This window comes from Flavobacterium sp. 120 (genome assembly GCF_003633605.1).
Taxonomy (GTDB): domain Bacteria; phylum Bacteroidota; class Bacteroidia; order Flavobacteriales; family Flavobacteriaceae; genus Flavobacterium; species Flavobacterium algoritolerans.
Map to the genome: position 1 here is coordinate 1654170 of NZ_RBKZ01000001.1, position 14798 is coordinate 1668967.

General features: G+C 33.3%; 11 protein-coding genes. 5 read left to right on the forward strand and 6 right to left on the reverse strand.

Annotation, left to right across the window (positions count from 1 at the left end; translation table 11 throughout):
* Nucleotides 1–153: 153 nt before the first annotated feature.
* Nucleotides 154–2574: a phenylalanine--tRNA ligase subunit beta gene (gene pheT / locus C8C87_RS07120; RefSeq protein WP_121342102.1), complete on the forward strand. Its 2421-nt coding sequence runs from the start codon at nucleotides 154–156 to the stop codon at nucleotides 2572–2574.
* Nucleotides 2575–2700: 126 nt separating this feature from the next.
* Here pheT and C8C87_RS07125 read toward each other — a convergent pair whose 3' ends face one another.
* The 6 genes from C8C87_RS07125 to lon form a co-directional block, all read right to left on the reverse strand.
* On the reverse strand, nucleotides 2701–3255 hold the full coding sequence (locus C8C87_RS07125; protein ID WP_099715439.1) for a fasciclin domain-containing protein: 555 nt from the start codon (nucleotides 3253–3255) through the stop codon (nucleotides 2701–2703).
* 328 nt (nucleotides 3256–3583) lie between these two features.
* Nucleotides 3584–5359 carry a 30S ribosomal protein S1 gene (gene rpsA, locus C8C87_RS07130; protein ID WP_099715437.1) on the reverse strand — a complete coding sequence of 592 codons (1776 nt, stop codon included), beginning with the start codon at nucleotides 5357–5359 and terminating at the stop codon, nucleotides 3584–3586.
* Nucleotides 5360–5730: 371 nt separating this feature from the next.
* Nucleotides 5731–7107 (reverse strand): nucleoside permease, encoded by a 1377-nt coding sequence (locus tag C8C87_RS07135; protein WP_099715436.1) that lies wholly within the window; start codon nucleotides 7105–7107, stop codon nucleotides 5731–5733.
* A 73-nt stretch (nucleotides 7108–7180) separates the two neighbouring features.
* A complete protein-coding gene (cmk, locus tag C8C87_RS07140) occupies nucleotides 7181–7873 on the reverse strand; it encodes a (d)CMP kinase (protein ID WP_121342103.1) in 693 nt (230 codons plus the stop codon).
* Between the two features lie 63 nt (nucleotides 7874–7936).
* Nucleotides 7937–8959 carry a type IX secretion system protein PorQ gene (porQ, locus tag C8C87_RS07145; protein WP_121342104.1) on the reverse strand — a complete coding sequence of 341 codons (1023 nt, stop codon included), beginning with the start codon at nucleotides 8957–8959 and terminating at the stop codon, nucleotides 7937–7939.
* A gap of 164 nt (nucleotides 8960–9123) precedes the next feature.
* Nucleotides 9124–11577 (reverse strand): endopeptidase La, encoded by a 2454-nt coding sequence (gene lon / locus C8C87_RS07150; protein ID WP_099715433.1) that lies wholly within the window; start codon nucleotides 11575–11577, stop codon nucleotides 9124–9126.
* 308 nt (nucleotides 11578–11885) lie between these two features.
* On the opposite strand from lon, the gene C8C87_RS07155 reads away from it, so the two are divergent.
* Genes C8C87_RS07155 through C8C87_RS07170 form a run of 4 tightly spaced genes read left to right on the forward strand, consistent with a single transcriptional unit; the run spans nucleotide 11886 to nucleotide 14772 of the window.
* Nucleotides 11886–12440 carry an RNA polymerase sigma factor gene (locus C8C87_RS07155; RefSeq protein WP_099715432.1) on the forward strand — a complete coding sequence of 185 codons (555 nt, stop codon included), beginning with the start codon at nucleotides 11886–11888 and terminating at the stop codon, nucleotides 12438–12440.
* On the forward strand, nucleotides 12437–12973 hold the full coding sequence (locus C8C87_RS07160; protein ID WP_121342105.1) for an anti-sigma factor: 537 nt from the start codon (nucleotides 12437–12439) through the stop codon (nucleotides 12971–12973). Before C8C87_RS07155 ends, C8C87_RS07160 begins: the two co-directional genes overlap by 4 nt.
* Complete coding sequence (locus tag C8C87_RS07165; protein WP_121342106.1) at nucleotides 12957–14021, forward strand: hypothetical protein; 1065 nt, start codon at nucleotides 12957–12959, stop codon at nucleotides 14019–14021. The genes C8C87_RS07160 and C8C87_RS07165 overlap by 17 nt, the downstream gene beginning before the upstream one ends.
* 16 nt (nucleotides 14022–14037) lie before the next feature.
* Nucleotides 14038–14772 (forward strand): head GIN domain-containing protein, encoded by a 735-nt coding sequence (locus C8C87_RS07170; protein WP_099715430.1) that lies wholly within the window; start codon nucleotides 14038–14040, stop codon nucleotides 14770–14772.
* Nucleotides 14773–14798 lie beyond the last annotated feature (26 nt).

Genomic DNA, 14798 nt, shown 5'->3' on the forward strand with positions numbered 1-14798 from the left:
TATTATTTAATTCATATTTATTTACAACTAATAGTATTGAATTCTTATTTTAAATTCTTACTTAATACACCAAATCAGTTATAAAAAACCAAAAAAATTGTTTCTTTCTCCAAACTGCAATCCTTATATTTGCATTCTCATTAAAATTGACAGATGAAAATATCTTACAACTGGTTAAAACAATTCATTAAAATAGACTGGAAATCCGAAGAAACTGCAGCACTACTTACCGATTTAGGTCTGGAAGTAGAAATTGTTGACAAATACCAATCGGTAAAAGGCGGATTAGAAGGCATTGTTGTGGGACATGTTCTTACTTGTATCCAACATCCGGATGCCGACAGATTAAAAATAACTACCGTAGATTTAGGAAATGGCGTTCCTGTACAGATTGTTTGCGGTGCCAGTAATGTTGCTGCGGGACAAAAAGTACCAGTCGCCACAATTGGAACTACATTATACGATAAGGAAGGGGTTGCTTTTTCAATCAAAAAAGGAAAAATTCGGGGACAGGAAAGTCACGGAATGATTTGTGCCGAAGATGAATTAGGTCTTGGTGAAAGCCATGATGGAATTATGATATTGGACGATGCATTAATGCCTGGAACTCCTGCTGCAACGGTTTTCAAAATTGAAAATGACGAAGTTTTCGAAATTGGTTTAACACCCAATCGTGCCGATGCAATGAGTCATTTAGGGACTGCACGTGATTTGAGAGCAGGAATGTTGCAAAGCGGTGTAAACGTAGAATTGATTACACCATCAGTGAGCAATTTCAGAGTGGATAAAAGAACTTTGAAAATTGATATTGACGTAAAAGAACCTAAACTAGCTCCAAGATATTGCGGAGTGACAATTTCTGGCATTGAAGTAAAACCTTCACCAGCTTGGTTGCAAAACAGATTGAAAGCTATTGGATTGAATCCAAAAAACAATATTGTCGATGTAACTAATTACGTTTTGCACGAATTAGGTCAGCCGCTTCACGCCTTTGACGCTTCAAAAGTTAACGGTAAAATAGTAGTTCAAACACTTCCTGCGGGAACAAAATTTACTACACTTGACGATATTGAAAGAACTTTACACGAAGAGGATTTAATGATTTGTGACGAAAAAGGACCTTTGTGTATTGCAGGAGTTTTTGGCGGAAAAAAATCTGGAGTTTCAGAAAGTACCAATTCTATATTTTTAGAAAGTGCTTATTTCAATCCGGTAAGCATTCGTAAAACAGCCAAAAGACATCAATTAAACACTGATGCTTCTTTCCGTTTTGAAAGAGGAATTGACCCGACTATCACTGAATACGCATTGAAACGTGCTGCTTTATTGATTCAAGAGGTTGCCGGCGGAGAAATAACATCAGATGTTGTTAATGTGTACCCAAAGAAAATTGAAGACTTTTCTGTGTTTTTAAACTTCAGTAAAGTAGCTAAAATTATTGGACAGGAATTACCGAAAGACACTATTAAGAAAATATTAGTTTCATTGGACATTAAGGTAAACAGCGTTTCAGATGCAGGATTAGGATTGACTATTCCTTCTTACCGTGTTGACGTTCAAAGAGAAATAGATGTTATTGAAGAAATATTGAGAGTATATGGATACAACAATATTGATTTTTCTAAAAAACTAAATGCCACGGTTTCTAATTCTCCAAGAAACGAAGATTACAAAATACAAAATGTGATTGCTACGCAATTAAATTCTCAAGGATTTAATGAAATGATGGCAAACTCATTGACTACTGCGTCTTATGTTGAACTTTCAGAAGTTTTGAATCCAGCAAACAATGTGACAATGTTAAATCCGTTAAGTGCTGATTTAGCTACCATGCGTCAATCTTTGTTGTTTTCCGGACTAGAAGCAATCTCATATAATATCAATCGCAAAAATGCTGATTTGAAATTATTTGAATTTGGAAAAACGTACCATAACTATCTTGCCGGTTACGAAGAGAAAAAGCATTTGACTTTATTCCTTTCCGGAAATAGAAATCAAGAAAATTGGACTAGCGCTCAAAAACCATCTGATTTCTTTTTATTCAAAGGATATGTGAATGGAATCCTTTCCAGATTAGGCATTCAAAAAATACAAAATGTACCTGTAACTTCGGATGTATTTTCTGAAGGGATTGCTATTAGCGTTGGAACCGAAATACTGGTAGAATTAGGAGTAGTTAAAAAATCAATATTAAAACATTTCGGAATCAAACAAGAAGTATTTTTTGCAGATTTTAACTGGGCTTTGATTTTGAAATTGATTTCTACCAAGATAAAATATACTGAGATTCCTAAATACCCTGAAGTTCGTAGAGATTTAGCGTTGCTAATTGATCAAAACGTAACCTATGACAGCATTTACAATATTGCACGCCAAACAGAGAAAGCACTCTTAAAAGACATTAATTTATTTGATGTATATGAAGGGAAAAATCTTCCTGAAGGCAAAAAATCATACGCGCTAAGTTTTACTATTCAAGACAGTTCTAAAACTCTGACCGATACGCAAATTGATAAAATTATGAGCAAACTGCAAAATAATTTTGAAACTGAACTTGGAGCCAGCTTACGATAATAGCTCTTTTTACATACTATAAAATCCCAATTCTAAATTTTAGATTTGGGATTTTTTTTATACAAAAAAGCCCCGCAAGTTGCAGGGCTCTTAAGACTAACAAAATATCAACCTCTAATCCAAAAATTATTGTTTAGGCAATACTACAGCATCTATCACGTGAATCACACCATTTGATTGATTAACATCTGCAATTGTTACCTTAGCTTTATTCATATTCTCATCTGTAATGTATAAATCTTTTCCTTGCATCCAAGCTGTCAAAGTTCCACCACTTACTGTTTTCATTGTAGCTTTTCCATTACCCATTTTAATAGCTTTTGCTATATCCGAAGCGTTCATTTTTCCTGCTACAACATGATAAGTAAGGATTGTTTGCAATGTTTTTAAGTTTTCTGGTTTTAATAATGTGGTTACAGTTCCAGCAGGCAATTTGTCAAACGCGGCATTTGTTGGGGCAAAAACGGTGAATGGTCCTTTACTTTGTAATGTTTCAACTAATCCGGCTGCTGTTACTGCCGCAACTAAAGTTGTATGATCTTTTGAATTAACAGCATTCTCAACAATATTTTTAGATGGATACATAGCAGCTCCACCAACCATAACTGTTTTTTGAGCGAATGAAGTTGCTCCTAATACTACTGTAAATAATGCAATGGATAAAAATTTTCTAGTTTTCATAAAATCTATTTTTTAAGTTATATAATTTCATTTACGGTGTTTAATTGTGTTTGGTTTTAAAAAATGAAATTATTTTTTAAAATTTAATTTTTCTAAATGAGATGAAATTGACATTAGTTCTAATTAGCCCCGATGGCAGCAAGTATCCTTTTTATTGTGTTATACAAAAGTTGATTTTGAAAATAGGCTTTCTGCACAATAAAAAGATACTGCGTACAGCGGGAGGATTGTGGATTGCGAATTCAACTGCTCTGCTCCTAAAAAATAAAGCACAAAAAAAAAGCCCCGCAAATTGCGGGGCTTTCTATATTCAAAAAATTTCAAGAAATTATTTTTTCTCTGATTTTTCCATTTTAGCTTTCAATGCAGCTAACATATCATTGTTATCACCTAAAGTTGCAGCTGGTGCATTTGTAGATGAAGATGAAGTGTTTTCAGAAACTGCTTTCACATTTTTCTCTTCTTCTTCACGGAAGATAGCAGTGTGAGATGCAACTACTCTTTTGAATTCTTTGTTGAATTCGATTACTTTGAAATCAGCTGAATCACCTTTTTTCAATTTCTTTCCGTCTTCTTTTTCAAGGTGACGAGTAGGAATGAAAGCAACGATATCATCTCCGAATTCTACAGTAGCTCCTTTGTCAACGATTTCAGAAATTTCACCTGTGTGGATAGTTCCAACTGCGAAAGAATCTTCATACTGATCCCAAGGATTAGCAGTAGTTTGTTTGTGACCTAAAGATAATTTACGTCCTTCAACATCTAATTCTAATACTACAACGTCAAGTTTTTCACCAACGTTTACAAATTCAGATGGGTGTTTGATTTTCTTAGTCCAAGATAAGTCAGAGATGTAAATTAATCCATCAATTCCTTCTTCTAATTCTACGAAAATACCAAAGTTTGTAAAGTTTCTAACAATACCTGTATGTTTAGAACCTACTGGGTATTTAGCAGTGATATCAGTCCAAGGATCTTGAGACAATTGTTTGATACCTAATGACATTTTACGGTCATCTCTGTCTAATGTTAAGATAACTGCTTCAACAACATCTCCTACTTTTACGAAATCTTGAGCAGAACGTAAATGAGTAGACCAAGACATTTCAGAAACGTGGATTAAACCTTCAACACCTTCAGCAACTTCAATAAATGCACCGTAATCAGCGATTACAACTACTTTACCTTTTACTTTATCACCAATTTTTAAGTTAGCATCTAAAGCGTCCCATGGGTGAGCGTTTAATTGTTTCAATCCTAATTGTATTCTTGTTTTTTCGTCATCGAAATCAAGGATTACAACGTTTAATTTTTGATCTAATTCAAGAACTTCAGATGGGTGGTTGATTCTAGACCAAGAAAGGTCAGTAATGTGAATCAATCCATCAACACCACCTAAGTCAATAAAGACACCATAAGAAGTAATGTTTTTAACAACACCTTCTAATACTTGTCCTTTTTGTAATTGACCGATGATTTCTTTTTTCTGGATTTCGATATCCGCTTCAATAAGCGCTTTATGAGAAACAACAACATTTTTGAATTCGTGGTTGATTTTTACCACTTTGAATTCCATCATTTTGTTTACATATACATCGTAGTCTCTAATTGGTTTAACATCAATTTGAGATCCTGGTAAGAAAGCTTCAATTCCGAAAACGTCAACGATCATACCACCTTTAGTTCTGCATTTTACAAAACCATTAACGATTTCTCCTGTTTCGTTAGCCGAAATAACTCTATCCCATGATTTGATAGTACGTGCTTTTCTGTGAGATAATACTAATTGACCAGTTTTATCCTCACGGATGTCAATTAATACTTCAACAGTATCACCTACTTTTAATGCTGGGTTGTAACGGAATTCGTTTAATGAAATAACACCTTCCGATTTTGCGTTGATATCAACGATAACGTCTCTATCTGTAATTCTAACAACTACACCATCTACAACTTCTTCTTGATCAGTAGCGATAAATGTTTTTGAAACTAGTTCTTCGAATTCTAATAAGTTTTTCTCATCAACAGCATCAATACCTTCTTCGAAATTGTGCCAGTTAAAATTTGCTAAAAACTCTTCTTGTGATTTTAATTGTTCAGACATGCTGATTAAAAATTTGTATTCTGTATTTTCTCGAGTTTCTTAATGTGCTAGAAAACAACAGAAGTTGTTTGTATAATTAGTTGAACCCTAAAGGAAACTCTTATTCACCAAAAGGACTGCAAAAGTAACACATTTATCTTAAACAGCAAAATTTTACAGACAAGATAATCGATTGATAATCAGGAGCGAATTAATTGGCTTTTTTGCAGGCAAAGTTCCCGCTATCGCCTTTATCTCCTCTCTCGTCCCAAAAGACGAGATGCGAGGATATCAGCTCCATCGGGGCTAGATAGGTTTTATCCTGATTTTTCAGCATAAAAAAACCCGATATCGTATAAAAATATCGGGTTCTATATTATTTCAATCCTGTTTTAGTGACTTACATTTTCAACATCCATAGGATTGTGTTTGTGCTTGAACAAAACTGCAAATGCAACGGCAATTATCAATGCGTAAATTGCAAAAGCCAGCCAAATTGTATGCCAGTCTTTCATAAAAATTACTTTACTAAACAATCCATCGGCAGTAATTGAATTCCCTTGACCGGTAACAAATTCCAACATTTTTGGATTAGTCGTTTCTGTTTCCAGAAAACCAGCCAAATCAGTAGTATTATTAAATGATTTTGTAAAATATTTATCAATAGCCCATCCCGAAGTAAAACTTCCTAAAACTGCTCCAAAACCATTGGTCATCATCATAAACAAACCTTGTGCTGAGGAACGATTTTTAGGGTCTGTATTCGTTTCGACAAATAATGATCCTGAGATATTAAAGAAATCAAATGCCATTCCGTAAACCACACAAGACATAATAATCATCCATAAACCACTTGTCGGATTTCCGTAAGCAAATAGTCCAAAACGCAATACCCAAGCAAGCATACTAATCAACATCACTTGTTTGATACCAAAACGTCTTAGAAAAAAGGGAATCGCAAGAATAAATAAGGTTTCCGAAATTTGAGAAATTGACATTATAATAGTCGAATATTCTACAACAAATGAATCAGCATATTTTGGAAAATGTTTGAACTCATCTAAGAAAACATCTCCATAGGCATTTGTCAACTGTAAAGCGCCTCCTAAAAACATTGAGAAAACAAAAAACAAAGCCATCTTATAATCAGCAAATAATTTAAACGATTCTAACCCTAATGTTTCCATGATAGAAGCATTTTCTTTAGACAAACGTTGCGGCTTACACTTTGGCAAAGTGAAGGAATAAATCCCTAGAAATACTGCCGCTAAACCTGCGATATAAAACTGATATTCTGTTGATTTGTTTCCCGTTAAATTAGTAATCCACATCGCAACAATAAAACCTATTGTTCCCCAAACCCGAATAGGTGGAAAATTTTTAATAATATCTTTATTGTTTAATTTGAGTGCATTATACGATATAGAGTTGCTCAAAGCAATCGTTGGCATATAAAAACACATCGCCAAAAGCATAATATAAATAAAAGAATTTGGAGTGGTAACTTGAGGAATATAGAATAAAACCGCAGCATATAAAATATGTAGCGTTCCATATAATTTTTCAGCATTTATCCATCTGTCAGCGATAATCCCAGTTAGTGTTGGCATAAATAATGAAGCAATTCCCATAGTTCCAAAAACCAACCCAAATTGAGTTCCTTCCCAGTTTTTTGTGCCAAACCAGTAATTTGCAATGGTAATCAGCCAAGCTCCCCAAACAAAAAACTGAAGAAAGCTCATTATTACCAATCTATTTTTAATTCCCATGAGATGAATTGTTTTTTATTTTTAAAAATTAACAAGGCGTAAATCTACTATTAAAAATGAGATCTGCAAATAATTATGCCGTTTTAGTAATTTCATTTACCAATTCCAACACAAGCTCGAATTGTTCCTCACGATTCAAATGCGAATTATCAATTTCTATAGCATCTTCCGCCATAACCAAAGGGGAATCCTTACGGTGCGTGTCAATGTAATCGCGTTCTTCTACATTTGCCAAAACTTCATCAAAAGTTACTGTATCACCTTTTTTAACTAACTCATCGTAACGCCTTTGTGCTCTTGTAGTTGCGCTTGCTGTCATGAAAATTTTAAGCTCTGCATCCGGAAAAACTACAGTCCCAATATCTCTTCCGTCCATTACTATTGCTTTGTCTTTTCCCATTTCTTTTTGCTGCTCGACTAATTTGGCACGAACTTCAGAAACTTCAGCTACTTTACTCACAAAACTGGAAACTTCAATCGTTCTGATTTCGGTTTCAACATTTACTTCATTCAAATACATTTCTGCAAAACCTAAATCAGCATTGAATTTGAATTGCAATTTTATATTTGGCAAACTGTTAATTAATGTCTCTTTATCAAAAGAATCCGCATTTATGTAACCGTTTTGCATGGCAAATAAAGCTACAGCACGGTACATTGCTCCAGTATCAACGTAAATATATCCTAAATGATTCGCAAGTTGTTTGGCCAACGTGCTTTTTCCTGTCGATGAAAATCCGTCAATTGCGATGGTAATTTTTTTCAAAATATTATATTTAAATTTTAATAATTAATCAAACTGTCCTTCCATAATTTTCAAAGGAGAAAATTATTCTTGAAAGTTAATGGTTAACCCAAAAAGGCTTGTATTTCCTGCCAATGTGTATCTGGAATACGAATAATTGAATTTCAACTTATTCAATTTAAGTCCGAAACCTAATGAAACTCCCGAAAAATTACGTTGTTCCTGAAGGCGTAATTCCTCTGCTCTTCGAAAATTATATCCCACACGCAAATTAAATGCTTTTTTTGGAAAAAGCTCTACTCCTACAATTACATGTCGCAATGCATTATTTACAAATGAAATTTTTTCTTCAGTCTCCGTTCCGTCAAATGATGATTCTGCCCTGACCGGATTTGAAAAAGCTATATTCCATTGCTGCAAATTTTCCAAAGTAAGATGCCAACGAATAGGCACATTTTCTAATTCTTGCGAAACGCCCGCAATTATTTCGAGTGGCAGCTTTTCATTTGTACCATTATAAGTAGAAAATTGAGTTCCAATATTTCGAATAGCCAAACCCCAATTTACATCATTTTTTTCATCTATAAAAAGTGCCCCAATATCAATTGCACCACCTAAAGAATTGTAACTTTCCAAGGTAGAAGAAATTAATTTGGCACTGGCACCTAAATGAATATTGGTATAGGGAATGTTATAGGCATACCCAAAAGAAAGGGCAATTTCGCTTCCGGTAAATTCTGAGGTTGGTTGACCGTTTTCGTCATAGCCTTCAAAATTGCCATAGTTTACATAATTTACTCCAGCCTGAAAAGTTTGCAAATGTCGATCGTACGTGTACGCATAAGAAGCCGTTCCGTATGTTACTTCCTTGAAATAGCTTCCATAATTCAAAGCCAAATGGTTGTCCATTTCAGCATTTATGGTTGCTGGATTAAAATGGGCCTGATTGACATCATCATCATAAATAGTGATTACTTTTCCTCCCAGTGCCGCTTGTCTTGGCGAAGTGACCAAATTCAAAAACTGATAGGTATACTTACCTCCTATTTGACTGTAAGACACAGAACAAATGAAAAAAGAGGTGTATAATAAAAGTTTTTTTAACATGCTTTAAAGTGCAACTTATGTAAGGTAAAACGTAAATGCGAAGATAAAATTATAAATACAATAAATGGCAACTTTAAAACCCGTAATTACAAATAAAAATTCCAAATTCTAAGCACTGAAAATCAGGTTTTAGAATTTGGAATTTTAAAATTTGGAATTAACTTTTATTTTAAATCCTTGGCATTTTTCACTTTCTGATCAGTCAAAGCATATTTCAATACTTCGCTCATTTCCTTCACATAATGAAAAGAAAGTCCTTCCAGATATTCTGGTTTTATTTCATCAATATCACTTTTGTTTTCGTGACAAAGAATAATTTCTTTGATATTCGCTCTTTTTGCCGCCAAAATCTTTTCTTTGATTCCGCCTACTGGCAAAACTTTCCCACGCAGGGTAATTTCTCCTGTCATCGCCAAGTTTTTCTTCACACGTTTTTGTGTAAACAACGAAACTAATGATGTCAACATTGCAATACCGGCACTTGGACCGTCTTTTGGAGTGGCTCCTTCCGGAACGTGCAAGTGAATATTATATTTAGAAAGTATCTCTGAATCCAATCCTAAAAGTTTCGCATTTGCCTTAATATATTCTAAAGCAATGGTTGCTGATTCTTTCATTACCGTACCTAAGTTTCCGGTAATGGTCATAGTTCCTTTTCCAGGAGAAAGCAACGATTCTATAAACAGAATGTCACCACCAACTGAAGTCCAAGCCAAACCAGTTACCACTCCGGCAACATCATTGTTCTCGTATTTATCTCTTTCCAATCTTGGAACACCAAGTGTTTTTATGATATCTTCGTCGGTAACTTTTTTGTTATACTCCTCTTCCATCGCAACAGATTTGGCTGCATTACGAATTACTTGAGCAATTTTAGCTTCAAGACCACGAACACCAGATTCACGTGTATATCCTTCGACGATTTTCTCTAATTGTTTTTTTCCAATGGTCAAATCTTTAGTTGTCAAACCGTGTTCTTTCAATTGTCTTGGAAACAAATGCTGACGCGCAATTTCAACTTTCTCTTCAATCGTATAGCCTGACATTTTAATGATTTCCATCCTGTCTTTCAACGCAGGTTGAATCGCTGCCATATTATTAGACGTAGCAATAAACATCACTTTAGACAAATCATATCCCATTTCAAGGAAATTATCATAAAAAGAATTGTTTTGTTCCGGATCTAAAACTTCCAATAATGCCGAAGATGGATCTCCTTGATTGCTATTTGATAATTTATCGATTTCATCCAAAACAAAAACTGGATTTGAAGTTCCCGCTTTTTTCAAACTTTGAATGATTCGTCCCGGCATGGCACCAATATACGTTTTTCTGTGTCCGCGAATCTCCGCTTCATCACGCAAACCACCAAGCGAAATTCTAACGTATTTTCTACCCAAAGCTTCTGCAATAGAGCGTCCAATTGATGTTTTTCCAACTCCCGGAGGTCCTGTCAAACAAATAATTGGAGATTTCATATCATTTCGCAATTTTAAAACTGCCAAATGTTCGATCATTCTTTTCTTGACGTCTTCAAGACCAAAATGGTCTCTGTCCAATATTTTTTGTGCTTTTTTTAAATCGAAATCATCTTTAGAATATTCATTCCAAGGCAATTCCAAGAACAACTCTAAATAGTTTCTTTGAATTCCAAAATCAGGCGCTTGCGGATTCATGCGTCGCATTTTAGACAATTCTTTATCGAAATGTTTTTTAGTTTTTTCGTCCCAGTTTTTAGTCAAAGACTTCTGCAACATTTCGTCCATTTCTTCTTCCTGAGAAACGCCACCCAATTCTTCCTGAATGGTTTTCATTTGTTGGTGAAGGAAATATTCGCGTTGTTGTTGGTCTAAATCAAAACGAACTTTAGATTGAATATCATTTTTCAATTCGAGTTTTTGCAACTCAACATTCATATAACGTAACGTTTCTAAAGCCCTACCTTTCAATTCATTAATAGCTAATAGATCTTGTTTCTCTTCAACAGACAAGTTCATATTAGAAGTAACAAAATTGATCAAGAAGGATTGACTTTCAATATTTTTGATGGCAAAGGTTGCTTCGCTTGGAATATTTGGACTTTCTTTAATGATTTGAATCGCTAATTCTTTGATTGAATCCAGAATTGCTACAAATTCAGTATCGTTTTTCTTAGGTCTTTTTTCAGGAACTTCCTTGATTTTTGCAGTAATGTATGGCGTTTCAGAAACAACTGAATCAATTTCAAAACGCTTTTTACCTTGAAGAATTACAGTGATATTACCATCAGGCATTTTTAGCACACGTAAAATGCGGGCTACAGTTCCTATTGCATGAATATCGTCTTTGGTTGGATCTTCGTCTTCTTCATTTTTTTGAGCAACAACTCCTATCGTTTTACCGGCAGCATTAGCGTCATTGATTAATTTTATTGATTTATCTCGCCCAGCAGTAATTGGTATTACAACCCCAGGAAATAAAACCATATTCCGCAAAGGTAAAATAGCCAATGATTCCGGTAAAGCCTCATTATTCATTTCCTCCTCATCTTCAGGAGTCAAAAGTGGAATTAAATCTGCTTCTGAATCAAATTCCTGAAGTGACAGATTGTCAATAGTAAGTATTTTATGATTTGACATATATTATTTAAGTCTTTTTGTCATTAAAAATTTTCATTTATTAAGCAAATATAAGGATCATGCCGTTTATTTTGAATAAAATCGACATCTGACATGTATAATTCACTTCCTACTAAAAGAGACAATCATTATGCCAAAATAAAAATTAAATCTGTTTAGTCTTTGGCAAAAAACAATGATTCTAAGGTTAGAATAATTTTATAATTTAAATAATATTGAACTCTATTTTAAAAAAATATAATTTAGTTTTATAAAAGTGTAACAAACGTGAAAAGGTCGAGTCCTTATAATAAACTAAAATCAGCTGTTTGAGTTTAACCAACCATAATATCGAAGAATTAATCTTGCTCTGCAGGCAAAAAAATCAAAAAGCACAGTGTGAACTTTACAATCGCTATGCAAAAGCGATGTATAATGTGTCCTTTCGTATTGTCAAAGATGTTCATTTTGCTGAAGATGTTATGCAGGAAGGTTTTTTAAAAGCATTCACTAAGATAAACGACTATAAACAAGAAGTTGCTTTTGGTGCTTGGTTAAAAAGAATAGTCGTGAACTGTAGTATCGATTTTTACAAAAAAAATAATCAATTCAAACCAGAAGACTTTGATACTACACTTTATAAAATTGAAGAAAAAGAAACGGCTTTAACTGAAATTACAGATTTCAATGAGTTAAAAGTAAAACAAATTTTAGAGGTCATCAACTCCCTGAAATATAATTACAGAATGGTTTTGACTCTTTTTTTCATCGAAGGTTATGACCAAGAAGAAATCAGCGAAATACTCAATATCAGTTATGCCAATTGCAGAACTACACTCAGCAGAGCCAAGGATTGTTTAAGAAAAAAACTAGAGGAAATATGAAAAAGGAAAATAAAAAACTAGATAAATTATTTGACAAATTTGAAAATCAATGGGACATTGAGACTATTGAAAATCATCATGAGGAACGGTTTTTAAAAAAATTAAAATCTAAGAAATCAAATTGGAAACGTTTCGTTTCTATTGGAATCGCTGCTTCTATCGTAGTTATGTTTGGACTTTCAATCTTCAATACTACTCCTAAAAAAACAGAAGAATTGCGATTTGCATCAAAAGAAACTAAACAAACAGATTCTATTTTTACCGTTTTAATTGAAAATGAATTAGAAAAAATAAGAGAGAAAAAATCACCTGAAAATGAAAAAATAATTTCCGATGCACTCAAACAAATGAGAACATTAGATAGTGATTATGAAAAAATAATTAAGGAATTAGAAACAAATGGAGAAAGTAAGCAAATTATTTATGCGATGATCAGCAATCTTCAAACCCGAATTTCTTTTTTACAAAATGTACTGTTACACATTGAAAACAATGAAAAATTAAAAAATATTTCTGATGAAAAAACAATTTAAACTACTCCTATTATTCGTTTTAATTCCATTTTTAGGATTTTCCAATGATCCTGATTATATCCATACCAAACAAAAAAATATTAAAAAAGCCTATTTCGTAAACTCGGATGCTGGTCTTTATATTGATAACTCTTACGGCAATATTTCAGTAACAACTTGGGACGAAGATAAAACCGAATTGGATATTGTCATAAAAGTGAGTGGTGATAACGAAAATTGGGTCAACCAGCGTATCAATGATATTGATGTTGATATAATTGCGCTGAAAGGGATGATTACTGCAAAAACTATTTTAGGAAACTCCAGTTATAAGAGCAATGGCAAAAACAATAGTTTTCAGATTAATTATACGCTCAAAATACCAAAAAATGGAAGTGTAAAACTTCATAATAAATATGGAAATATCACTACATCTGACTTGTTTTCTGATGCTGAAATTAAATGTAAATATGGCAAAATAGCTTTAGGCAGATTATCCGGAAACTCCAGTAATATCCTAGTAGAATATTGTTCTAACTCAACTATTTCATTTTTAAAAAATGCTACTGTTACAGCAAAGTATTCGAATTTGAAAATTGGAGAAGTTGCAAAACTCGATTTAGCTTCGGATTATACGGATGTAGATATTCAAGAAAGTGATGTTGTTAAATACATCAGTAAATACGGAAATATTAAAATTCAGAATGTAAAATCATTAGACGCAACCGGAAATTATCTAACACTCAAAATAGGTGAAATATCCAATAATTTAAAACTGTCCACAAAATACAGTAATGTAGCTATTGGAACTATTAATGCGAAAGCCAACACTGTAAATATTGCCGCTGGTTACACGGGATTAAACATTGGATTTGATGCTAATTATGCTTTTGATTTTAATGTGACTGTAAAATATGCCAATTTTAAATATGACAATGAATTAGAAGTAAATTCTAAAGAAGACTCAAACAACTTAAAAAAATACAGTGGTTTTTATAAGAAAAGAGGAGTTAACAATGTCTCTATAATTTCAGATTACGGAAATGTAATACTAGTAAAAAAACAATAATCTTAAAGCTTTATTTATGAAAAATTCAATCAAATTATTTGTTAGTTGTTCACTATTACTAACTACAATGGCTAATGCGCAATGGTCATCCAATGAAAAAATAAAAGGAAATGGAAAAGTAACTTCTGAAAAAAGAAGCACCGCTTCATATGATGAAATTGCAATAACAGGATTTTTTGATGTCGAATTAGTTTCCGGAAAAGAAGGGAATATTACGATAAAAGGGGAAGAAAACTTATTGTCTTACATTAAAGTCGAGGTTGTCGATCAGGTATTGAAAATTTCTACTGAAAAGAACAAATATATCAGCGTAAGCAAAGGACAACAAATTATCATAACTGTACCTTTCGAGAGTATAAATCAAGTGTCTTTGACAGGTTCTGGTGATGTAATGACTAAAAATAGCATTAAAACGAAATCATTTTCAGCTAAATTGACCGGTTCGGGTGATATGAAATTAGATGTTGAAGCAAATGACTTTGATGTTAATTTAAGTGGTTCGGGAGATATAGTTCTTGCCGGGAAAACTGAAAACTTCAACAGTAATTTAAATGGTTCTGGTGATATTGATGCCGGTGATTTGAAAGCTAAAAACGCTAAGATTACCGTTTCTGGTTCAGGAGACAGTAAAGTTTTTTGCAGTGAAAGTCTTCATGCCAGAGTTTCTGGTTCAGGAGATATTGAATACATTGGAGACCCAAAGAAAAAAGATACGAAAGTAAATGGCTCAGGAGCTATATCGAGAGCCTAATTTTAAAAATAATAACTATTATGAAG

Bases quoted from the DNA above. Each gene is read 5' to 3' on its own strand.
- pheT (WP_121342102.1), top strand. From the start codon at position 154: ATGAAAATATCTTACAACTGGTTAAAACAATTCATTAAAATAGACTGG.
- C8C87_RS07125 (WP_099715439.1), bottom strand. From the start codon at position 3,255: ATGAAAACTAGAAAATTTTTATCCATTGCATTATTTACAGTAGTATTA.
- rpsA (WP_099715437.1), bottom strand. From the start codon at position 5,359: ATGTCTGAACAATTAAAATCACAAGAAGAGTTTTTAGCAAATTTTAAC.
- C8C87_RS07135 (WP_099715436.1), bottom strand. From the start codon at position 7,107: ATGGGAATTAAAAATAGATTGGTAATAATGAGCTTTCTTCAGTTTTTT.
- porQ (WP_121342104.1), bottom strand. From the start codon at position 8,959: ATGTTAAAAAAACTTTTATTATACACCTCTTTTTTCATTTGTTCTGTG.
- lon (WP_099715433.1), bottom strand. From the start codon at position 11,577: ATGTCAAATCATAAAATACTTACTATTGACAATCTGTCACTTCAGGAA.
- C8C87_RS07160 (WP_121342105.1), top strand. From the start codon at position 12,437: ATGAAAAAGGAAAATAAAAAACTAGATAAATTATTTGACAAATTTGAA.
- C8C87_RS07165 (WP_121342106.1), top strand. From the start codon at position 12,957: ATGAAAAAACAATTTAAACTACTCCTATTATTCGTTTTAATTCCATTT.
- C8C87_RS07170 (WP_099715430.1), top strand. From the start codon at position 14,038: ATGAAAAATTCAATCAAATTATTTGTTAGTTGTTCACTATTACTAACT.